A 21,528-nucleotide genomic window follows, 5' to 3' on the forward strand; every position below is an offset into this window, starting at 1 on the left:
GGCTGGGCTGGCTCACCCCAACCGAATACGCCACTACCTTCACCCCACGACGGGACCTGGCGCTGCGCTCAATGGCCAGCTCCACGCCAGCCCCCGTCTTCCACCAGGCTCAGCACGGCCAAAATAACCCCCCGGAGTCTACGTCACGCTGGATAAAAGATGGGGGCAACGTCACCGTCCATCCCGCCGCCTAGCCGTCTCTCTCTCATCTGCGGAAAAAGGTACGGATTTTCTAGCCGTGTCAACGAGATTGCCATGTCGTATGCGGCCTTAGCGCGCGGCGGCAGAGGAATTACGCGCCAGCTTTGAGTTTTGTCTTCGAGACGCCAGACGATTCCGATTTCTGGATTTTCGTAGAAAGATTCTTTGCGAGCTTGCGCGACTGACAGACGTCTCTGACCTGTCAACAGTTGCAACATGAGTGCTGTCCGCGCGGCGACATTGTGATGCTGATATAGTCCTGCGATCACGAGGCCGATCTCTTTCTGAGATAGGGCGCGCTCTAGATTCGCATTACCGCTTGATTTTAAACGGTTTTTCCTATTTGCGGCTTTGCCAAGTTCAAGCGAAGGATTGTGTGAGATCGGGTTTCCGACACGATTTCGTTGCCATTTCCAAAACGATTTCAACGCTGCGACAGTCAAATTGGCCTGCCGAATTTTGGCTGAGCCGTCTTTTCGGCCGCGTTCGATAATGTTTTCGCGCACGATTACCATATCTTCGAGCGTGACGCTGGCCAGTGGCTTGCCGTTCATTGGCTCGAAATCGTTGTGAAGTGGCGATTTCTCGATGGCTCCGAGCGACGACTTGTATCCTCTGTGCGTGTCGGCCGCGCGATTTTCTTTGACCCATGCAAGAAAATTGTCTCTCGCTTGATCCCAGGTTTCCGTTTCTCCGGATTTCACATCAGCATGAACGCCAGCCTCGTCTACGTCTTTTCGGCTGACAAATTCGTTGACGAGATGGCTGGGATCTTTGCCAGATTTCTTCAATAATCTCGCTTGCGGCACGAGGCCTCTAAGAGCGGGGATGTCTTCAGCTGTGAACGCTGACAGATCTGCGATCGTGGCTTTCCAGTCTCTCGACATAATGCACCACGACGCGCGGCCGCTCTTGTAGACGCGAATGGCGAGTCCAGAGCACGCCGTATCGAAGAATTGTGTCTCTTTATTTCTCGATGCTGCATTGCGCGCTTTTCGAATTGTATTGCCGTCGAAGTGCTCTCTCATCGCTCGTCTGCAGCTCTCTGAAATTCCGCCAAAATTGGTCACATAACTGTGTGGCCTTGGCCGCTGATTGCGTCAAGTATGTGGCCTTAGTCGCTGACAGAATGTGGCCTTGGATTTCGTTCTAAGGCCACACCAAGGCCACAGCCAAAAAAGTTTAAAAGCTCAATAGAATAAGGCACTTTCTAACGAAACTCATATTAAGATATTGAAATTTATGCAAAATTTGTTGACAAGGCTAGCGTTTGCTATGTGTCCAAAATACAACACCCGCTGACTCTTAATCAGCGGGTCACAGGTTCGAGCCCTGTATCACCCACCATATTTTCCTTCGAAGTTGAAAAAGCACCGCTTTTTGGGTCTTCGCCGCACGTTTGTGGCCAAGCTCCGATCACATCCAACTATGGACGTTGCAGCCCCTTTGGCGACATTATAGAGATTGTGGAACCAATCCTTGATCGAGCCCGGCAGGCGTGAGCAGAGACGACGACACAGACATGCAGACAGTGCGCCGCGCGGAGATGCTGGCGGTGCTCAGACGGCGCGGTATTGCCGCCGAAGCGGTTCTGGACGCCATGGCGCAGGTGCCGCGCGAACGCTTCGTTCCCGATCATCTCGCCGAACTCGCCTATGAAGACGGGGCTCTGCCCATTGGCGACGGGCAGACCATTTCCCAACCCTATATCGTTGCCCTGATGACGGAAGCGGCGGAGCTCGGGCCTGAAAGCCGGGTTCTCGAAGTGGGCACGGGGTCTGGCTACTCCACCGCAATCCTCTCTCTGCTCGCCGGCCACGTCTTTTCGATCGAGCGACATGACACGCTTGCCACAGCCGCCCGCGAGCGGCTGGAGACGGGCGGTTATCTTGACAATGTCACGCTTTCCGTGGGCGATGGAACGCTCGGGCTTCCCGAGAAAGCGCCGTTTGATGCGATCATCATCGCTGCGGCCGGGCCACGTGTGCCGGAGGCGCTGCGCGCGCAGCTTGCCATGGGCGGGCGGCTGATCATGCCCGTCGGCTCCGCCTCCGGTCCCCAGAAGCTGACATGCGTTACGCGGGACGGGGAGGAGAACTTCCGCACCGAGGATCTCGCGCCGGTGTCCTTCGTGCCGCTCATCGGCGCACAGGGCTGGCAGCGCTGAGGCGGCCTCACGCGCGGGTGTTCGTGCGCTTTCGATAAAATTGAAACGGTGTGGAACCTTTGCGGGGCGTGTGTGTTCTTGCTCCAGGCGCGCGCCCCACCATCCCCCCGACCCGAACCATGCGCGCCGATTGCCGGCCAGTTTTCTGGCCGGCTTTCTTTTTGCTCTGTCGACTACCTGGCGTCCTGACCCTAGTAGTCCTTCTCGAAGAAGATGCCGACGCTTGAATCGCCATCGGAGCCGAGCGAACCACGCGCTTTCAGGTCTTCGGTGATGTCCAGATTGACCGTACCGCGCGTCGTGCCCTTCGCACCGGCCTCCACGCCCAGATAGATGTTGTCCTGGATGTAGCGCCCGGCGCGCACAGCCGCGTTGCCTTCGCTGTCGGTGATCACATCCAGATCATCAAGCCCGGTGGCGTTGCGCAGCGAGCCGAGAAGCGACGTGTTGGCGCCGCCGGCAAGCTCTGCCGCCGCTGCGGCCAGCTGTGCGATCTGCACGGCGGAAAGCTCGTTCACGCCGCGATTGAAGATCAGCCGGGCGAGCACTTCGTCTTCCGGCAGCTCCGGCTGCGAGGAGAACGAGATGTTGAGATCGGAAACACGGCCACGAACATTGATGAAGACGATGATGTCATTGCCGCGCGAGCGGGCGACGAAGTTGAGCTGCGGGTCGAGATCGCCAACCAGCGTGACTTCGCCTTCATCGAAGGTGATACGCTGGCCGATGATGGAGAGACGGCCGCGAATGAGCTTGAAGCCGCCGACCGGCTGGATGTTGGTGACCGGGCCGGTGAGGCGGACCGAACCGCCAAGCTCGGCGTCGAGGCCGCGGCCGCGCACGAAGATACGGGCAGGGGCCGTGACATTGACGTTCAGCCGCATGACGCTCGGTCGCGCGGTTGGCATCGGCGTGCCGTCGTCGGCGCGGGCGCGTTCAAGCGTGAGCGCCACCGCGCGGGGCGGATCGACATGGCGCACATTGATGGCCGCAGCGCCGCCGCCCAGATTTTCCGGGACGATGATTTCGGCGCGCTCGATATTGACCTCGCCGGCCAGAAGCGGATCACGGGTGAGGGCGCCTGTCAGCGACAGTGCGCCATCCACCGTGGCGGTCACCATCTCGCCATCCGTGTGGCGGGCATTGTCGAGGCTGATCCGCAGATCGGCGGGGAAGCCGGCCTGGGCATTGGTCGAGACCGATCCCGAGATGGAAACCCGGCCGCCGGCGGCAAGTGCTGCCGAACCTTCGGTGATCGACACGCGGTCGCCTGTCAGCGTGGCGGCAAGCCGCACATCATTGACGCGCAGATTGGTGAGCGGATCGACGGCTGCGGCATTGGCGGTGGAGATCGTGCCGTTGATCACTGGATTGGAGAGAGCGCCCGAAACCCGCACATCTGCCGTCGCCGTACCGGAAAGCTGCGTCCCGCGTGTGGCAAGCATGCGGTTGGCGATGGACAGCGGTGCGGTGCCCGACACATTGATGCCGAGGCCCGAGCCCGAAAGGGGCACGCTGCCGCTGGCCTGAATGGCGAGGCCATTGGGATCATTGGCGGTGAGGCTTGCAAGCTGCACCGTGTTGCGGGCGAAGCTGCCATTGGCGGCAAGTTGAAGCGGGCCGAGGCCGGCGCTTGCCAGCGGCGCTGCATTCAGGCCGGAGGCGCGGACATCGAAGCGCGCTTCAGGCGCATTGAGCCTGCCGGTCACGCGGGCATTGCCCGTCACCTGGCCGGCCAGGTTCTGTCCCTTCACCACGCGGTTGAGCGCGGCCAGCGGGAAGGCGTTCAAGGCCACATCCATGGCAAGCTGGCTGTCATCGAAGGGCACGACGCCCCTGGCGGAAGCGTTGAGACCTTCGGGACTGGTGATGCTGGTGTTCACATTGAGGCGGTTGCCGTCCGTCGTGCCGGAGGCGTCCACGGTCAGCATGCTCAGGCCGGCCTGCTGAAGCATGGAGGAGGTGATGCTGCGGCCAGCAACATCGAATGTGACCATCGGCTTCGCGCGTGTGCCCTTGATGTCGGCTTTGCCGTTCAGCGTACCGCCGAGACCGAGATCCGGCTGGATCGTGTTCGCGATGGAGAGCGGTACATTGGCGAGATCGACGGCCAGGTCGAGGCTATTGGCAACCTTGCCGCTGGCCCTGATGCGACCGCCCGCAACGTCTATTTCCAGCGGGTCGAGCGTGTAGCTTGAGCCCTGAACCAGCAGGGAGGTGGCGTTGACGAGACGCGCGCTAATAGCTCCCTGATTGAGTGTGAGACGGTCGAGGCTCACCCGAAAGCCTTCGCCCTCGGGCGCGAGCGCTCCCTTTGTGGCGAGCTTCGTGCCCTGATCGAGAAGGGCGGAGCCTTCAAACTGCGTGGCGTCGCCTTCCTGCCGTGCACTGGCGTCCAGCCGCGTGATGCCGATGCCACCGGCGGTGATGTCGTCGGCAGAGATCTCGCCCACCGCTGCGGGCACGCCGAACAGATCTTCGATCGTGGCGGCGATCTCCGCGTTCGAGACGCGGGTCTGATCGATCTCCAGATTGCGGATCGTCGCATTGATGTCGGCCGTCTGGCTGTCATTCACCGGTGAGAGCGAAATTTCGGCGTTCACGCTGCCGCTCGCCTCGCGCAGCAGCAGTGCTGCGGCGGTGGAGATGTCAGCGGCGTCAATGTTCAGCCGGCCGTCGATCAGGTTCTTCTGAACATCCTGAATGACATTGCCCGTTGCGCTTGCGCCGCCGGCGCGGAAGCTCAGTTCCGTCAGCTGGCGCTGCGTGTCGTCAAGGACGATGTGGCTCGCCAGTTCAACGCGTTCGCCGGCGAGGAAGGCCGTGCCGTCCACCTGACCGGTGAGCACCTGCTTCTCCAGCTGCCCGGTGAAGCCAAGCGCGGCTTCGGTCAGTGCGCGGCCCGCGAGGCTGCCGCTCGGGGCGTCGGCCTTGAAGGTCAGGTTGATGCGTCCTTCGGCCCCCTGGGCGCGGCCGGTGGCCGTCAGGCGTCCCGAAGCCTCCTTCGAGAGGAGCGCCATGTCTTCCAGAGCGGCGTCGAAGGTGAAATTGGCCTTGCCGGTGGCGAAATTGCCGTCGGCGTTCAGCGTCAGCTGGTCGTTGGCCAGGCGCAGCTTGCGCGCCGTCAGCCCGTCGGCGCCGCGCGCCACGCCGCCATCAATGCGGGTCGTGCCGGCCAGAAGATTGCCCGCCATCTCGTTTTCGATGCGCAGATCGGTCGCCGTGCCATCGAGGTCGAGATCGAATGCGCCGCTGATCGGGCGCACCGTGCCGCTTGCCTTGAGGTCGACCGCGCCTGCAAGTTCCTGATCGGCAAGGCCGGAGAAGGGCGCGATGTCGTCGGCGCTGAGCAGGATGTCGCCGGTAAAGGCGAACTCATCGATCTGTCCGCGCAGGGCGGTTTCCAGCCCGTTGCCCGAAATGCTGGCATTCTCCAGCATGACCGGATTGCCGGCCCGCCAGTCCCCCTTGACCGCGATATCCAGCGCATCGCCCAGCGCTTTGGCGATCTTGGCCTGCTTTGCGGTGATGCCGGAAAGGCCGCCATCGACGTCAAAGCTGATGCGGCGGTTTTCTGCATTGTTCAGGTTCTGGGCAAGCCCGCCCATGACGAGCTCTGTTCGGCCGGCAGCGAATTCCGAGGTCTGAAGACCGTCAATCGCCAGATTGCCGCGCCAGCGCTCGGAGCCGGCTTCGCCAAAGGTCACATTGAGGTTTGCCGTCTGCAACGAGGTTTCGCCGCCCGAAACGGGCAGGAGGACGCGCTTGCCATTGGGGTCGGCCACGCTGGCGCTCAGCGAAAGAGCGGTCAGGAAGTGGTCGCTGCCGGTTTCGGCTGCTGCCTCGATGCGCATGGAGGCGCTGGAGATCTGAAGGTTCTCAAGCAGAACGCCGCCGCCCGTCTTGGACACGCCGCTCACATTGATATGTGTGCCTGCGCCGAAGAAGTCGCGGAACTGGGCCGGAACCAGCCGGCCGATGGCGCCGGCGAGCCTTGCCGAGAAGCCAAGGCCCTCGTCACGCTCGCGGAGACGCGCCGTGCCGCCAAAGGCGGGCACGCCATCGGCTTCCAGCGCCAGCTTGATGTCCAGATCGCTGAGCGGGCCGTTGCCGGCAATGGTCAGTTTCAGCGGCGGGCGTCCCTGCACGTTAAGCAGGTTGGCGACAACGCCGTCTGCGGGCTCGTCGAGCACGAGGTCGAGGTCGAGAACTTCCGTTTCGTTGGAGAAAGCCGCCTTCAGGGCGAACTGCCCGCCGGGACCATCAAGGCGCTTGACGTCGAAATTCGTGTCCAGCGTTCCGCTGGCAATTCTGAGCGCACCGGTGAGCGACAGTTCGGCGGCGAGGCCGAACACATCGTGGCCGAAGGTTGCCTTCGGGATTTCCAGCTGTTCCAGATTGATCGCCAGCGGCAGTTCGGGAACCTGGAACGAGCGCGATTCAGGGGAGGGCAGGGCCGTTTCATCCGGCAGCGGCCGGCGCGTCACTTCGATGCTCTCTGCGGCGAGCCTCTGCACCTCAAGGCGCTGCCGCAGAATCAGGGTCGAGCGGCTCCAGTTGATCGACGCATTCTGAAGGCGAAGCCAGACGCCTTCGCGGTCGGCGATGGTGATCTCGCCAATGGTCGCCTGCGAGGAGAGCGCCCCGCGAATGCCCGAAATGCGGATCTGCCGGTTCGGTGTTGAGAGCTGGTTTTCAAGCAGCCGCGTCAGGAAAGAGCGCTCCTCTTCGGGCGTGCTTTCGCTCGGCGTGTCCTGCGCCATGGCCGGCAGCAGGAGGAGAAGGAGGCTGAGGGCGGCGAGGAGGCGGATCAAAATGCTTGTCCTATCCCGACATAGAAGGCGACGCTCGGATCGTCGTTGCGCCGGTCAAGCGGCACGGCGACATCCAGGCGCACGGGGCCAAGAGGTGTGAGGTAACGCAGTCCGGCGCCGACGCCGATCCTGACATCCTGATTGAAATCCGGGAACGATTCAGCGCCGACCAGACCGGCATCGACAAAGCCGACAAGGCCGATACTGTCGGTCACGCGGGCGCGCAGCTCGGCCGATGCCTCCATCAGAGAGCGTCCGCCAGCCACGCCATTGGGCGTGTCGACACCGATATTGCGATAGGCATAGCCGCGCACCGAACCGCCGCCGCCTGCGAAGAACAGCTTGTCGGGCGGGGTTTCGGAGATGGGGGCGCCCACGAGTGAACCGAGCTTGGCGCGGCCGGCCGCCACAAAGCGCCCGTCGCTGCCGAAATCGTAATAGGCCCGGCCTTCCAGCATCATGCGTGCCGCCAGATTGCCGTATTCCATCTCGTAGAACGGGTCGAGCGAGGCTTCAGCGAAGAAGCCTTCCGTCGCGTCGGCAGGATTGTCGCGGCTGTCATAGGTGACCGTGCCCGAAAGCCCCACCGTCAGGAAATCGCGTGTGCCGAAATCGTCGTCGAAGCGCGCCCGGTCTACATTCGCAAAGAGGCTGCCCGAAAGCTCTTCGTTGAATTCATGGTGGAAACCGGCCTGCGCGGTCACGTTGGTGCGGGTGTAGCGCTCCAGAACCTCGCGGTCGCCGAAGACGGACGCCTGAAAGTCCGTGTCGGGCGTGTAGACGCCGGGTTTGGTGAACGATGCACCAACCCGATAGGTCAGGTCTTCCGGCTTGAACGTGTTGCCGATGCCCAGCACCTTGCCTTCGAAGCGCAGGCGCTCGGCACGGCCGAACAGATTGCGGTGCATCCAGTAGGCTTCCACGCCGAGACCGTCGAGCGTGGAATAGGTGCCGCCCACACCAAAGCGGCGCGGCAGACGTTCCTGAACGCTGACCGAAAGAGGCAGGGAACCATCCTGCTTGATCTCTTCTGCTTCCTCGATGCGGGCGGAACGGAACACATCAAGCCTTGCAAGGCGCTTTTTGGCGCGTTCCAGATCGTTTGGATTGTACTCGCGGCCGGGAACGATGCCTGTCTGGCGCGCCACGAACTCCGGGTCCATGCGCTCGGTCCCGCTGACCGATACGTCTCCATAGACGGCGCTGCGGCCGGGCTCCATGGTCAGAACCGCATCCACCGTGCTGGTCCTGTGCTCTGCCGTCACCTGCTGGTTGCCGATTTTCGCCTTTGGGTGCCCCTGATAGCGCCAGGCTTCGACCGCCAGGCGTCCGGCTTGGAGGATCGTTCCCGAACGGGCAATTTCGCCGGTGAGGAAGCCTTCCCTGGCCGGGTCTTCGACGCGGTCCCTGCGCCTTTTGGCAGGCGGGGCCTGATTGATGATCTGTGCCTGTCCGAAGCGGAAGACAGGGCCGGGGTCCACCTCGACCCGCACATTGGCCGGATTGGCAATGTTTGCGTCGATGGGGAGTTCGGAGACTTCCCTGCCGTCGATCGTGATCGTGATCGAACCGCCATAGAGCGCTGATCCATAGAGCGTGTTCAGGATGCGGCGGTAATCACCGCGCGCTCTGACGATGAGGCCGGCAGCGCCGGAGGCCGGTCTTTCCCGATCGGTCCATAGAGTTGAAGAACCCTTGAGCGACTTTTCGACATCCTCGAAACCATAGGGAACGACGAAGTCGACCGTGTAATTCCACGGTTCGCCAATGGTCTCGCTTTCCTCGGCGACCTTGTCCTTGCCAAAGAGTTTGATGCCGAACAGCTCGAAAGCGTCGGCGGGAGCGGTCGTGAAGGCGAGCATGAGCGAGAGCGCAAGAGGCCCCTGCAAACGCCGACCCATCGACGACTTGACGTCGATCCTACTCAAACCCGTCTCCCATTCTCGAGCCGAGTGTCGGCCATCGGTCTTGCCGTGACGTTAACGTCTCACGCTCTCACTGTGCAGAATATCGAGGTTAAATCACAAACAACGATCACGGCCAATGCAGCTAGTCGGCTGTCTCGAGAAAATGTGGCTTAAAGCCGGCGTTATTTGAAGTGAAGCCGAATTGAGACCTACGAAATGAGAAGGTGGTTGTCTGTCCGTGGCCAATTCAGGGTTGCCGGGGGCGGTTCAGGCAATCGCAATACGTTTGTTTTCAAGGAGAGGCACGTGTCGAATGGCACAAAAACCACGCAGGCCGGAACCCCGGAACACCCAGGGCGAATCGTTGTCGCCGGAAGAAGCAGAAGCGCTCGGAAGCCCTGCTGCGCTGATGGAGCCAGACATCAGAGAGCCTGATCTGACGCGAGCCATCCCCCGAAACAGAAAGCCCCGGCGCGCCATTCCCGCCAAATCCTCCCCGCCGAAAGCCGCCCCCTTTCACAGTGCTTCCGAGACCTCTGCTTCCGCAGAGCCCGCTTCAAGGAGAGCCCGGCCCGTGAAATCCGCTGCAGCATCACGCTCGGGTTCCCGCAAAAAGGTGACGGCATCACGCAAAGGCTCGGCTTCGCGAAGCAGTTCGGCTTCGAGGGAGGCGGTCTACATTGTGGATGGCGCGCGCACGCCTTTTTTGAAGGCGCGCGGCAAGCCCGGCCCCTTCTCCCCCGATCCATACTGGCTGAAAATTGCAGCGTCACCCCGCGCCATGTCGTGAGGGCCGCAAATCGTGTGATTGTGGGAACCCTGAGCGCATTCGCGGAATTTCCCTTTCGGATGCAAGACGAAAGGAGATGCCGATGCCAGCAAAGTCAAAGGCTCAGCAAAAAGCCGCCGGGGCTGCCTTGTCTGCGAGGCGTGGTGACACGCCGAAATCGGATCTGAAGGGCGCTTCGCTGGAGATGTTCGAGACGATGAGCGAGGCAGAACTCGAAGAACTGGCGGAAACCAGCCACGACGATTTGCCCGAGAAGAAGGACTGAGGCGCGCCAGCGCGCGCCTCATGGCCTCAGGGTCAGCCTGCGGCTGTGGCTGACTTGCCCGCATCGAGACGGCCGGAAATGAAACGCTCCAGCCGCTTTGCAGCCTCCCGCAGCGTTTCCTCATCCTGACACATGGAAATGCGGATATGGCCTTTTGCGGCGTCACCGAAGCTGGCGCCCGGCAGAACCGCCACATCTTCCGCGTTCAGGAAGTCCCAGGCGAACTTTTCGCAATCCTGCTCGATGGCCCGAATGTCGAGCATGACATACATGCCGCCTTCCGAACCGCGAACGACGACACCATTCATGCCGCGCACGGCATCGAGAAACGCCTCGCGCCGTTTCGTGTAGAGTTCGGCGATCTCAACCACACCGAAACCGTTCTCGGCGGCGGCGGTGGCCGCATGCGAGGTGAAGTCGGGCAGGCCATAAGTGGCGACGAGGTTGAGATTGGTCATCACCGCAATCATGTCGGCGGGGCCGGTCAGCCAGCCGACGCGCCAGCCGGTCATGCCGTGGCTCTTCGACAGCGAATTGATGACCAGCGTGCGCTCCTTCATGCCGGGCAGGGCGCGCGGCGAGACATGCTCCTTGTCGGACCGGATGGTCCAGTAGACCTCGTCGGACAGAAGCCAGATATCACGCTCGCGGCAGATTTCGGCAATGCGCTCAATCGTGGCGCGCGAATAGACCGCGCCCGTCGGATTGTTCGGCGAGTTGATGAGAATGGCGCGCGTGTCGGCCTCAAGCGCGGCCTCGATTTCCTCAAGGCTCGGCTCGAAATTGTTTTCCGCATGCGTCTCGATCTCGGTGAAACGGCCGCCTGCGGCCCGCACCGTGCCGGGATAGGTCGCGTAATAGGGCGACACGATCACCGCATGCGCGCCCGGATCGAGCACTGCCTGAAACGCTGCGTAAAGCGCACCCTGACCACCAATGGTGACCATGATCTCGTCGGCGCTGGTCTCGATACCGGTGCATTCTTCGGAGAGCTTGGCGAGTGCGGCGCGCAGTCGGGGCTGGCCCGGAAGTTGCGTATAATGGTGGTGACCACCGCGCACGGCTTTGACGCAGGCCTCGACCGTTTCGGCCGGCGTGTCGAAATCATGGTCTCCGACCGAGAGCATGATGACCTTGTCGCCGGCCTGTTTGCGGGCCATGGCTGCGAAATGGATTTCCCAACCGTTTTTGCCGGAAGGAACGATGCCGGAAATGCGTGATGAAGGCTTTGGCATGGGTGAGGCTCTTGGCATTCGACTTGAAAAAGGAAGGCCCTTCGACTACGAGGACCGCGCACTGGCCGCTCTTTTAACAGAGTGGCAGTCATGAGAACAGCGCAACCAAATAGCGCACCCGGGGGCATGTGTTCCCAGAGCACCGGATCGAAAAGTGGAAACCGGTTTTCCGTTTATCGCGGCGCTCCATCAATGGGCTGGATCGGTTTTTGTACGTCCTGATGGACGCTCGGCGATCCGATCCTGAACGGGTTGCGGTATGGATGTGAGGGGCATCCGTCGGTTCGCACCGCATTTTTGCAGAAGGATGGCGGCATGTTGGCCCCTGAAAAGAAGAACGAACTGTCTGTTTCAGAAATCGTCGACGAGGCGATGCTGTCGCGCCGCTCCGTACGCGCGTTTTTACCCGAGCCGGTCGATGACGACACGATCCGGGATATTCTGCGTGTTGCCGCACGCGCGCCTTCGGGCACGAACATGCAGCCCTGGAAGGTCTATGTCGTTTCTGGCGAGCGCAAGCAGGAACTGTCGGATGCGATCCTCTCTTCGGGCGTCCGCCCCGAGAAGATCGAGTGGGACGAGTACAAATACTACCCCGACAAATTCTTCGAGCCCTATCTGACCCGCCGCCGCGCCGTTGGCTTTGCGCTCTACAGCCTTCTGGGCATCGGGCGGCGCGAAGTGGACCGTATGCGCGCCCAGCACGACCGCAACTTTACCTTTTTCGACGCGCCGGTCGGGCTGATCTTCACCATCGATCGCCGCCTCAACAAGGGCTCGTGGATCGATCTTGGCATGTTCGTGCAGTCGGTGATGATCGCCGCGCGCGGTCGTGACCTGCACACCTGCCCGCAGGCGGCTTTCGCGCCCTATCACAAGCAGATCCGCCCGATCCTCGACATTCCGGATGAGGAAATCGTGGTCTGCGGCATGGCGCTTGGCTATGAAGACGCTTCTGCACCGGAAAACGGCCTGCGCAGCGAGCGCGAGCCGCTTGAGGAATTCGTTTCCTTCGTGCGCTAGGGGCAGGACCCTGGGGGCAGGACCCTGGATCATGTTTTTCCACCTACGGCCCTTGCTTACGAATTTGTAATTCCCCGGCAAGGTTGCCGTAATGTGGGATCGGTCAATTTCACCTCGTTCCCTGCCGCGCCTCCCAAGCGGCGCCCCTTTACGAGGATGAAGACATGAAAAACAAGATCCTGTTGTCGGCTCTGGCTCTCAGCCTGGTTGCCGGTTCCGCCGCCATCGCCCAGGAAGCTGCGCAGAATGGTCAGGGCAACCCCCAGGCTGCCGGGCAGCAGATGAAGGGCGGCAAGCAGATGCGCGGTTTCGCCCGCTTTGATGCCGATGGCGATGGTGTCATCACCGCTGAAGAGTTCACCAGCATTCAGCTTGATCGCCTCAAGGCAGCCGATGCCGATGGCGACGGCACGCTCTCCGATGCCGAGCTGCAGGATCTCGCAACCCAGCGCATGGCAGAACGCCGCGCCAAGCGCGCCGCACAGCATCTCGATGCGGATGGTGACGGCAAGGTGACCATCGCCGAGATCGAAAGCCAGCACGCCAAGCGTTTTACGCTGATGGACGCCAACAATGACGGTCAGCTCGACCAGCGCGAGATGCGCCGTGGCGGTCGCCAGATGGCGGCGGAGCATGGCAAGCGCGGTGGTGGTGAACGCGGCGAAGGTCGCGGCAAGATGGAGCGCAGGCACGACCACAAGGGTGGTGAGCACAAGGGCGGCGGCAAGGGCGAAATGCGCCGCGGCGCAGCTCCCTCTGACAATGGCTGACAATACGTAAGTAGCTACAAAGGCATCGGTGGGGAAGTGCTGGATCACTTCCCCGGCGGTGGGGCCGGTTCGCTTCGCGTTTCTGCGAACCGGTGAATAGGTCCGGTGTCGCCGCGCCGGACCTATTTGATTGTGTAACCCACATCTTCTGCGGCCCGGCGCAGCGTGTTTGCGAAGGACCGTGCAAAAGAGCGCGAGACGTAGAGTTCGAAGCGTTTTTCGCCCCGGCGCTGGATCTGAACGGCGATCTCATGATGCGCCGTCGCGCATCCCGAATGGACGGGGAAGGCTGCACTTGCGAAATCGAGCGCGAACAGCTTGGCCAGAACCCATTCCGCTTTCGGCCCTTCAATGCCAAGCACCGTTCTCCCATGCGAAAGGTTGGTCACTGTGCCGATCGTGTCCGGCACCGCGCTTTCCAGCTGGCCCGCAACCGTCTCGCGCGGGCCGCTCACCAGAAACCGGCCGGGGCCGATGTTGAAGGCGCACACGCCTTCGCGATTGGCCGCACCATTGCCCGAGCCTGCCGAGAGCCTGAGATTGCAGGCACCCGCCAGCGCTTCGCAAAGCGCCTTCTCCTGGCCCGGCCAGGCTGTCGCCTCGACAATGCCCGCCCTGTCGATTTCAAGGATCGTGACTTCCGCCCCATTGGCGAAATCACCATAGGAGCCGGGGCGAAAATCGCTGCCCAGCGGTGATGCGCGCTCAACCATGCATGCGCTCCCCATCCGGATCGAAGAAATGGTGGCTGACGATTTCCACCTGTCCGAAGCGCTTGCGCAGCGGATCGGACAGGAAGGCCCGTGTGCCGTGTCGTGTCTTGCCGCCCTTGACCAGCGCCAGGCCGATGTATTTTTCGAGCGCCGGCGAATAGCAGTATCCGGTCACATGGCCGATGCTGTCGCCCGGTTCGTCTCGGTTCCCGCTTTCCACCAGATGCGCGCCGCCGCCAAGCGGCTGACCGTCGAGCGAGACGACGCCCACGAGCCGCAGCCTGTTCCTGTCGATCAGGGCAGGGCGGTCCATCAGGCCCGAACCGATGAAGGACTTCTTCTTCGACAGCATCCCGTCGAGATAAAGATCGCGCGCCGTGGTGCGGCCGTCGATCTCCGCGCCCGTCACATGGCCCTTCTCGATGCGCAGCGCGCCGAGCGCTTCCATGCCATAGGGCGTGATGCCGAAGGGTTCGCCGGCTTCCAGCAGCGCGTCCCAGACATGAACGCCATGGCCGGCCCCGCAATAGACCTCATAGGCAAGCTCGCCGGAAAAGGAGAGGCGGCAGATCATGACGGGCGCGCCATCGATTTCGCCATGCACGATGCCCATGAAGGGGAGCGCGTCATTGTCGACACCGGTTCCGGTCACGCAGCGTTCGAGAACCGCGCGGGCCTTCGGACCGGCAATCGCAGCCCCCGCCCACTGGTCGGTGACGGAGGTGAGATGCACCTTCAGGTCCGGCCACAGAATGTCGAGGCAATATTCCAGATGCTGCATCACCGGGCCTGCATTGGCGGTGGTGGTGGTCATCAGGAAATCGGTTTCGCCAAGCCGCCAGGTGGTGCCGTCATCGAAGACCAGCCCGTCATCGCGCAGCATCAGCCCATAGCGCGCTTTGCCAACTTTCAGTGTGGAGAAGGTGTTGGTGTAGACCCGGTCGAGGAATGTGGCGGCATCCGGTCCCTTCACGGCAATCTTGCCGAGCGTCGACACATCGACAAGGCCGACCGAACGGCGAACTGCCGACGCCTCGCGGATATAGGCCTGCTCCACCGTCTCGCCCGCACCGGCATAGGCGAGGGGGCGATGCCACAGGCCCGCCGGCGTCATCTCTGCGCCATGCTCTTCATGCCAGTCGTGCAGGGGCGTCAGCCGCTCCGGCTTCAGGTCGCCATAACGCTCCGCCGCCAGCGCGCCGATGGCGACCGGCGAAAAGGGCGGGCGGAACCGCGTTGTGCCGGCCTGCGGAATCTCGATGCCGCGCGCGGCGGCCATGATGGCCAGCCCCGGCACATTCGAGGTCTTGCCCTGATCGGTCGCCATGCCGAGCGTCGTATAGCGCTTCAGGTGCTCGACGCTGACGAAGCCCTCACGGTGCGCAAGCCGCACATCATCGGCGGTCACATCGTGCTGGAAGTCGACGAACGCCTTGCCCTTGCCCCTGATTTCCAGAACCGGGGCGGGGGCGAGATCAAGCGCTGACGGAGCCGTTTCCGGCAGTTTGGCCCGCGAAGGGCGCTTGTCGGCGCTTTTTAACCCCGCATTGCGGCCACTCGCCAAGGCTTCCGCCGACCCCGTTTCGCCGAGAAACGCGCCTGCGCCAATCCAGCGCTGCGTCGGTTCAGGCGGCAGAAACGCCTGTTTTTCGGCATCCCAGACAGGCTTCCCGCCAGCCTGGCTCGCCAGATGGATGACCGGCTGCCAGCCGCCGGAAACCGCGAGACTGTCGCAGTCTATCGGCCTTGCCTCGCCGGAGAGCCTGCCCGTATCGGCGTCGAATGCCTGCACCACAGCGCCTGAAAGCGCCTTGCCACCCTTGGTTCCGACAATGGCGTGACCGGTCAGCGGCACGACGCTGGCCTCGGTTGCAAGCGCTGTCGCTTCATCGCCGATCTGCTTGCGCACATCCACGATGGCCGCCACATGCCCGCCGGCGCGCCTGATGGCGGCTGCTGCCTGATAGGCGCTGTCATTGTTGGTGAAAAGAACCGTCTTTTCGCCCGGCAAGACGCCGAACTCGCCCGCATAGCGGCGCACCGCGCCCGCCAGCATCACGCCGGGGCAGTCATTTCCGGGAAAGACGATGGGGCGCTCAAGCGCACCCGTCGCAAGCACGACCGTGCCGGCGCGGATCGTCCAGTGGCGCTGACGGGGATGCCCTTTCGGCGTGCGCGCCACATGATCGTTGACGCGCTCGAGCGCTGCCAGCGTGTTGCCGTCATAATAGCCCCAGACCGCCGTGCGTGTGAGAAGGCGCACATTGTCGAGCCCGGTGAGCCGCGCGGTGATATCCGCTGCCCATGCATCAGCCGGTTTTGCGTCGATGGTTTCGCCCGACCAGCGTGCAAAGCCGCCGGTCTGCTTCTCCTGTTCAGCGAGGATCACGCGCTTGCCGGCCTTTGCGGCTGCCTCCGCCGCCATCAGGCCTGCAATGCCGCCGCCCACCACGAGCACGTCGCAAAAGGCGTTCATGTGCTCATAGCGCGAGGGATCGGCGTCGTAATCGGCGCGGCCGAGGCCGGCGGCCCGGCGAATGACATGCTCGCACATCATCCAGAAGCGCGTGCCCTTCAGTGGTCCGACCACCGGCCCCATGAAGGTCTTGTAGTAGAAGCCAGCGCCCAAAAGCCGGCCGCCGAGCTGGTTCAGCGCCCCGAAATCCCAGGCGAGTGAAGGGAAGCGGTTCTGGCTTTCCGCCCTGAGCCCGTCATGCAGTTCGATCTGCGTGGCGGGAATGTTCGGCTCGCGCACGCCTTCGCGCAGAATGGTCACGAGTGCGTTCGGCTCGTCCACCCCGGCGCTGAAGACGCCGCGCGGACGGTGATATTTGAACGAGCGGCCCACCAGTGAAACGCCGTTGGCGAGAAGCGCGGAGGCCAGCGTGTCGCCGGCATGGCCGGTATGGGCCTCGCCATCGAAGGTGAAGCGGATGGTGCGGGTGCGGTCGATTGATCCGCCGGCGGATGTACGGCGCGGGCTCATGCGGCGTCTCCGCTTTTGGCGTTGCCGCGAACGGGAGCGACCGCGTGGATTTCATGGGTCAGCGTGTCCCGCTCCACCACCAGATGCGCGCGGCACCCTCCGGTATGCTGCCAGTATTCCCGGTGGCGCCCCGCCGGATTGGGCCGGCTATAGACATAGTCGAGCCACGCCTGCGTGTCGGTCGAGGCGGGATCGGGCCGGGTGCGCGTCGCGTCGCCCTGATAGGAGAATTCGGCAAGGTCGCGGGGGCCGCAATGCGGGCAGTTGATCAGCATGGCGGTTCCCTCAATGCAGTTTCGGGGTCGGGCCCTGGCCCGCTTCGTTGATCACCGCGCCGCGCTCGAAGCGGCTCAGCGTGAACGGCGCGTTGATGGCGTGAGGCTCGTCCTTGGCGATGGTCCAGGCAAAGGAATAGCCCGAAGCCGGCGTCGCCTTGAAGCCGCCATAGCACCAGCCGCAATTCAGGTAGAGACCGGGCAGGGGGCCTTTCGTGATGATCGGAGAACCGTCCATCGACATGTCCATGATGCCGCCCCAGGAGCGCAGGAGGCGAAGCCGCGCGACCGATGGGAACATGGCGCAGATCTCGCTCATCACGTCTTCCGCAACGGGCAGGTTTCCGCGCTGGGCGTAGGAGTTGTAGAAATCCAGACTGCCGCCGAACACCAGGCCGCCCTTGTCCGATTGCGAGACATAGAGATGGCCGGCCCCGAAGGTCACGACGCAGTTCACGAACGGCTTTATGGCTTCAGACACGAAAGCCTGCAGAACATGGCTTTCGATGGGAAACGTGTCGACGCCGGCGCGCTTCAGCACCTGGCCCGTGCTGCCGGCCACCGCCATCGCCACCTTCTTCGCGCGGATGTCGCCGCGTGTGGTGGTGACGCCGATGATCCGGTCGCCGTCGCGCAGGAAACCCGTCACTTCGCAATTCTCGATCATGTCGACGCCGCGCCGGTCGGCGGCGCGCGCATAACCCCAGGCGACCGCATCATGACGCGCGGTGCCGGCGCGCGGCTGCAACAGGCCACCGGCGATGGGAAAGCGCGCCGAACCGGAAACGTCGAGCCCCGGCACCCTGCGCGAAATCTCCTGCGGCGTCAGCCATTCGGCGTCTACGCCGTCATGGCGCATGGCGTTGCCCCGGCGGATGTAATCATCCGCCTGGCCCGGGCTGTGGGCAAGGTTCAAAACGCCGCGCTGCGAGAACATCACATTGTAGTTGAGTTCGTGGGAGAGGTTCTCCCAGAGCTTCATCGAATGTTCGTAGAAGCGAATGGATTCGGGCAGCAGATAGTTGGAGCGCACGATGGTCGTGTTGCGGCCGATATTGCCCGATCCGAGCCAGCCCTTCTCCAGAACGGCCACATTCGTGATGCCATGCATGGCGGCGAGATAATAGGCCGTCGCCAGACCGTGCCCGCCACCACCGATGATGATGACATCATAATTCGGTTTGGGATCGGGCTTGCGCCAGGCCGGTTTCCAGTCACGATTGCCTGAAAGGGCATTCTTCAGAAGCGAAAGTGCTGAATATTCCGCCATGCGCCGCCATTCTTTTGCCAGAACGAAGTCTAGGTTCAGGGCTAAACCTATAGGACACCCCGGCCGATGGTGGCAAATAGGGCGTATGTCTTTTCACAGGCTTGCCTTTCATTGCCACGCAGACGCCGGCAATGCTTGCTGCTGACGCATGCCTCGGGCAATGTCGGCGCACCAAAATCGCCCCCTGAACGATCCTGATTCTTTGAGAAGACTGACAGAAATGTTGTTGAAGCTCCGCACCCTGCCAGCTTTCCTGTGCCTTGTTTTCCTGCTCGCTTTCGGTTCGCTTGCCGCAGCGCAGGACACGGAAAGCTTTCTGGAAGGCCAGCGCGAGATGCTTTCGGGCATCGAAAACAGCGTCGCTGGGCTGGAGACGGAGATCGGCCACCAGTCGACGGATGATGCCGAGCTCGTCGACATTCGCGTCGAACTGGAGAGGCTGGGGCGTGAGGTGTTCGACGCCAGCCTGGCGTTCCGCCCCCGGCTTTCGGAAATCAACACGCGCCTTGAGCAATTGGGCGAGCCGCGGAAGGAAGGCGAGCCGCCCGAACCGGAAGAGGTAACGCGCGAGCGCACGCGCCTTCTTGATGAAAAGGCGAGCTTCAACGTCCTGATCGGCGATGCGGAGCGCCTTTCGGTGCGCATCAAGACGGTGATCGAAGAGATCGCGGAACTGCGCCGCGATCTGTTCACCCGCACCCTGTCGCGCCGCTACGACATTTCGGCGGCGGTCAGCACCGATGTCCTGGGTGAATTCACGCAGGAACTGGGCCGTGTCTACACGCGGGTGTCCGCCTGGCTCAGCTTCACGGTCAAATACCGCCTGAAGCCGCTGCTTCTGGCGACGGCGCTTGCCTCCATTGCAGCACTTGCCCTCTTGTTCGGTGGACGCCGCCTCTTTGATGACTTTGTCGAGCCGGACCGCAGTGAGCAGAACCCCACCTATCTCAGCCGTCTGGCGACAGCGCTCTTCTCGACGCTGATCCCGTCGGTTTCCTATGGCACGTTCCTCGTGCTCAGCTATCTTTTTCTGGATTATTTCAACCTGCTGCGCAGTGACATCGCGCCGCTTCTCTGGTCGCTCTTCTCGGTCATCATACTGGTCTATTTCGTCTACCGGCTGGCGCGCGCAATCCTTGCGCCACGGCGTCCCAACTGGCGGCTTTTGCCGGTGCGGTCCCAGGCGGCGCAGTGGCTTCTCGTTCTTGCGGTTGTCACGGCGGTTGCGACCGGTTTCGACCATTTCATGGACCAGGTCTATTCGGTGCTCAGCTCGCAGCTTTCGCTGACCGTCGCCACAAGTCTGGTTGCCACGGTTGTCGTCGGGCTTCTCATCATGGCCATTGGCGCAGTCCGGCCGCTTGAAGACGAAGACGGCAAGCCCCGGCAGTGGCCGCTCAAATTCCGCTACCTTCTGTTCTTCATCGGCGCTGCGATCATCATCGCCGCACTGCTTGGCTATATCGGTTTCGCCCGCTTCCTGTCGCAACAGGTGGTCGTGACCGGCGCGATCATTGCGACCATGTATATCGGTTTCCTGACGGCCGGTGCGATCACTTCGGAAGGCGCGTTCGCGCATTCGTGGTTCGCCCGGCGTCTGGAACGTCACACGGCCTTTGACGAAACCGCGCTCGATCAGCTCGGCCTGATCTCGGGCATGATCATCAATGTCATCGTCGTTCTGATCGGTGTGCCGCTCATTCTTCTGCAATGGGGCTTCCGCTGGGCCGACCTAACGGCCTGGAGCTACCGGATTGCCGGCAACATTCAGATCGGCTCGCTCTCCTTCTCCATCATGGGCATTGTGACGGGCATTGTCGTTTTCGTTGTCGGCTACTTTGTCACCCGCTGGTTCCAGGGCTGGCTCGACGGCAAGGTGATGGCGCGCAGCCGCATGGATTCAGGCGTGCGCAACTCCATTCGCACCGGTGTTGGCTATGTGGGCCTCGTGATCGCCGGCCTGATCGGCGTTTCGGCAGCGGGCATCAATCTTTCCAATCTGGCGCTCGTTGCCGGTGCGCTTTCCCTGGGCATTGGTTTTGGCCTGCAGAACATCGTGTCGAACTTCGTTTCGGGCCTGATCCTTCTGGCCGAGCGGCCCTTCAAGGCCGGCGACTGGATCGTGGCTGGCGCAGTGTCCGGCACGGTGAAGAAGATTTCCGTGCGCGCCACCGAGATCGAGACGTTCCAGCGTCAGTCTGTGATCCTGCCGAACTCCGAGCTGATCAACGCGGCGGTCGGCAACTGGACGCATCGCAACAAGCTGGGCCGGATGGAAATCGCCGTGGGCGTGGCCTATGGATCGGATGTGCGGCGTGTGCACGAGATCCTTCTGGAAATCGCCAAATCGCATCCGATGGTTCTGAAAAACCCGGAACCTTTCGTGCTCTTCGCAGGGTTCGGTGACTCATCGCTCGATTTCGAAATCCGCGTCTATCTCTCCGACATCCTGACGCAGCTCGAAGTGCAGAACGGCATCCGCTTCGCCATCGTCGATGCGTTCGAGGCCGAGGGCATCGAGATTCCGTTCCCGCAGCGCGACATTCATGTGCGCTCCGGTTTTCTGAAACCGGAAGAGCCGGAGCTGCCTGAAGACGGGGAAATGGACGATCTTGAAGAGGAAACGCCTGCAGAGCCCGGCGCGGAGAAGGTGGTGCGTCGCCGTCGCCGCCGCAAAACTGATCCGGAGTAATGTGCGGCATGAATGTGGCGTTCAGTTGCCGTTCACGTTGGAAGCTATATAACCGAACACAAGAACGCAGCTGGAAGGCTCTGACATTCAAGGGGCAGAGACACACTGATGAAGACAATGAAGAAATTCGTTTATGCAGCCGCAGCGCTGCTCGTCACCGGTGGCGCGGCTTTCGCGGCGAGCGCCGTCAATCTCGACAGTGAGGCCCACACGCTTGTCGTGACCGAGGGCGGCTCCCAGACGGAGCTGGTTGTCGGCGCGGGCGAAACCATCGAGTTTTGCGCTGCCGGGTGCTTCGTGACCATGCCGAATGGCGACCGCGAGGTTCTGAGCGGTTCGGAGACCATCGAGATTTCCGGCGGCAAGGGCCGCGTGCGCTAGGGCCAGGACCCAAGAATAGATCTCGAAATCTGTTCCCCT

The 21,528-nt window shown here is 62.3% G+C and carries 14 protein-coding genes; 6 read left to right on the plus strand and 8 right to left on the minus strand.

The annotated features are described in order from the left end of the window. Positions 1-143: 143 nt before the first annotated feature. On the minus strand, positions 144-1,229 hold the full coding sequence (locus NDI72_RS18650) for a site-specific integrase (RefSeq protein ID WP_283801360.1): 1,086 nt from the start codon (positions 1,227-1,229) through the stop codon (positions 144-146). A 494-nt stretch (positions 1,230-1,723) separates the two neighbouring features. On the opposite strand from NDI72_RS18650, the gene NDI72_RS18655 reads away from it, so the two are divergent. Beyond that, on the plus strand, positions 1,724-2,368 hold the full coding sequence (locus tag NDI72_RS18655) for a protein-L-isoaspartate(D-aspartate) O-methyltransferase (protein ID WP_283801361.1): 645 nt from the start codon (positions 1,724-1,726) through the stop codon (positions 2,366-2,368). Positions 2,369-2,559: 191 nt separating this feature from the next. Here NDI72_RS18655 and NDI72_RS18660 read toward each other — a convergent pair whose 3' ends face one another. Both NDI72_RS18660 and NDI72_RS18665 read right to left on the minus strand, forming a co-directional pair. Beyond that, complete coding sequence (locus NDI72_RS18660; RefSeq protein ID WP_283801363.1) at positions 2,560-7,182, minus strand: translocation/assembly module TamB domain-containing protein; 4,623 nt, start codon at positions 7,180-7,182, stop codon at positions 2,560-2,562. Continuing rightward, positions 7,179-9,083 (minus strand): autotransporter assembly complex protein TamA, encoded by a 1,905-nt coding sequence (locus NDI72_RS18665; RefSeq protein WP_283801410.1) that lies wholly within the window; start codon positions 9,081-9,083, stop codon positions 7,179-7,181. Before NDI72_RS18665 ends, NDI72_RS18660 begins: the two co-directional genes overlap by 4 nt. A gap of 878 nt (positions 9,084-9,961) precedes the next feature. Between NDI72_RS18665 and NDI72_RS18670 the strand changes: the two genes are divergently transcribed. After that, a complete protein-coding gene (locus NDI72_RS18670; protein ID WP_206994218.1) occupies positions 9,962-10,144 on the plus strand; it encodes a DUF3008 family protein in 183 nt (60 codons plus the stop codon). Positions 10,145-10,176: 32 nt separating this feature from the next. Here the strand turns inward: NDI72_RS18670 and NDI72_RS18675 are convergent, their stop codons facing one another. Further along, the gene (locus NDI72_RS18675) at positions 10,177-11,379 is read right to left on the minus strand and encodes a pyridoxal phosphate-dependent aminotransferase (RefSeq protein WP_283801364.1); all 1,203 of its coding nucleotides are present in this window, start codon (positions 11,377-11,379) and stop codon (positions 10,177-10,179) included. Positions 11,380-11,694: 315 nt separating this feature from the next. On the opposite strand from NDI72_RS18675, the gene NDI72_RS18680 reads away from it, so the two are divergent. Together NDI72_RS18680 and NDI72_RS18685 are read left to right on the plus strand one after the other, a co-directional pair. Beyond that, positions 11,695-12,402: a nitroreductase gene (locus tag NDI72_RS18680; RefSeq protein ID WP_283801365.1), complete on the plus strand. Its 708-nt coding sequence runs from the start codon at positions 11,695-11,697 to the stop codon at positions 12,400-12,402. A 164-nt stretch (positions 12,403-12,566) separates the two neighbouring features. After that, entirely contained in the window at positions 12,567-13,172 is a 606-nt protein-coding gene (locus NDI72_RS18685) for an EF-hand domain-containing protein (RefSeq protein WP_206543843.1), read from the plus strand. A gap of 122 nt (positions 13,173-13,294) precedes the next feature. Here the strand turns inward: NDI72_RS18685 and NDI72_RS18690 are convergent, their stop codons facing one another. Genes NDI72_RS18690 through NDI72_RS18705 form a run of 4 tightly spaced genes read right to left on the minus strand, consistent with a single transcriptional unit; the run spans position 13,295 to position 18,416 of the window. Further along, positions 13,295-13,885, minus strand: a complete 591-nt coding sequence (locus NDI72_RS18690) for a sarcosine oxidase subunit gamma (protein WP_283801366.1) — start codon at positions 13,883-13,885, stop codon at positions 13,295-13,297. Then, positions 13,878-16,871 (minus strand): sarcosine oxidase subunit alpha family protein, encoded by a 2,994-nt coding sequence (locus NDI72_RS18695; protein WP_283801368.1) that lies wholly within the window; start codon positions 16,869-16,871, stop codon positions 13,878-13,880. The genes NDI72_RS18690 and NDI72_RS18695 overlap by 8 nt, the downstream gene beginning before the upstream one ends. Continuing rightward, positions 16,868-17,146, minus strand: coding sequence for a sarcosine oxidase subunit delta (locus NDI72_RS18700; RefSeq protein WP_283801369.1), 279 nt, complete (start codon positions 17,144-17,146; stop codon positions 16,868-16,870). Before NDI72_RS18700 ends, NDI72_RS18695 begins: the two co-directional genes overlap by 4 nt. A 10-nt stretch (positions 17,147-17,156) precedes the next feature. Then, positions 17,157-18,416 (minus strand): sarcosine oxidase subunit beta family protein, encoded by a 1,260-nt coding sequence (locus NDI72_RS18705; RefSeq protein WP_206543839.1) that lies wholly within the window; start codon positions 18,414-18,416, stop codon positions 17,157-17,159. A 220-nt stretch (positions 18,417-18,636) separates the two neighbouring features. Between NDI72_RS18705 and NDI72_RS18710 the strand changes: the two genes are divergently transcribed. Together NDI72_RS18710 and NDI72_RS18715 are read left to right on the plus strand one after the other, a co-directional pair. Further along, on the plus strand, positions 18,637-21,108 hold the full coding sequence (locus NDI72_RS18710) for a mechanosensitive ion channel domain-containing protein (RefSeq protein WP_283801370.1): 2,472 nt from the start codon (positions 18,637-18,639) through the stop codon (positions 21,106-21,108). 117 nt (positions 21,109-21,225) lie between these two features. Continuing rightward, on the plus strand, positions 21,226-21,489 hold the full coding sequence (locus tag NDI72_RS18715; RefSeq protein WP_162742385.1) for a hypothetical protein: 264 nt from the start codon (positions 21,226-21,228) through the stop codon (positions 21,487-21,489). Positions 21,490-21,528 lie beyond the last annotated feature (39 nt).

It is taken from the genome of Nitratireductor sp. GZWM139 (assembly GCF_030068685.1).
Lineage (GTDB): Bacteria > Pseudomonadota > Alphaproteobacteria > Rhizobiales > Rhizobiaceae > Nitratireductor > Nitratireductor aquimarinus.

Bases quoted from the DNA above. Each gene is read 5' to 3' on its own strand.
- NDI72_RS18650 (WP_283801360.1), bottom strand. From the start codon at position 1,229: ATGAGAGAGCACTTCGACGGCAATACAATTCGAAAAGCGCGCAATGCA.
- NDI72_RS18655 (WP_283801361.1), top strand. From the start codon at position 1,724: ATGCAGACAGTGCGCCGCGCGGAGATGCTGGCGGTGCTCAGACGGCGC.
- NDI72_RS18665 (WP_283801410.1), bottom strand. From the start codon at position 9,083: ATGGGTCGGCGTTTGCAGGGGCCTCTTGCGCTCTCGCTCATGCTCGCC.
- NDI72_RS18670 (WP_206994218.1), top strand. From the start codon at position 9,962: ATGCCAGCAAAGTCAAAGGCTCAGCAAAAAGCCGCCGGGGCTGCCTTG.
- NDI72_RS18675 (WP_283801364.1), bottom strand. From the start codon at position 11,379: ATGCCAAAGCCTTCATCACGCATTTCCGGCATCGTTCCTTCCGGCAAA.
- NDI72_RS18680 (WP_283801365.1), top strand. From the start codon at position 11,695: ATGTTGGCCCCTGAAAAGAAGAACGAACTGTCTGTTTCAGAAATCGTC.
- NDI72_RS18685 (WP_206543843.1), top strand. From the start codon at position 12,567: ATGAAAAACAAGATCCTGTTGTCGGCTCTGGCTCTCAGCCTGGTTGCC.
- NDI72_RS18690 (WP_283801366.1), bottom strand. From the start codon at position 13,885: ATGGTTGAGCGCGCATCACCGCTGGGCAGCGATTTTCGCCCCGGCTCC.
- NDI72_RS18695 (WP_283801368.1), bottom strand. From the start codon at position 16,871: ATGAGCCCGCGCCGTACATCCGCCGGCGGATCAATCGACCGCACCCGC.
- NDI72_RS18700 (WP_283801369.1), bottom strand. From the start codon at position 17,146: ATGCTGATCAACTGCCCGCATTGCGGCCCCCGCGACCTTGCCGAATTC.
- NDI72_RS18705 (WP_206543839.1), bottom strand. From the start codon at position 18,416: ATGGCGGAATATTCAGCACTTTCGCTTCTGAAGAATGCCCTTTCAGGC.
- NDI72_RS18710 (WP_283801370.1), top strand. From the start codon at position 18,637: ATGTTGTTGAAGCTCCGCACCCTGCCAGCTTTCCTGTGCCTTGTTTTC.
- NDI72_RS18715 (WP_162742385.1), top strand. From the start codon at position 21,226: ATGAAGAAATTCGTTTATGCAGCCGCAGCGCTGCTCGTCACCGGTGGC.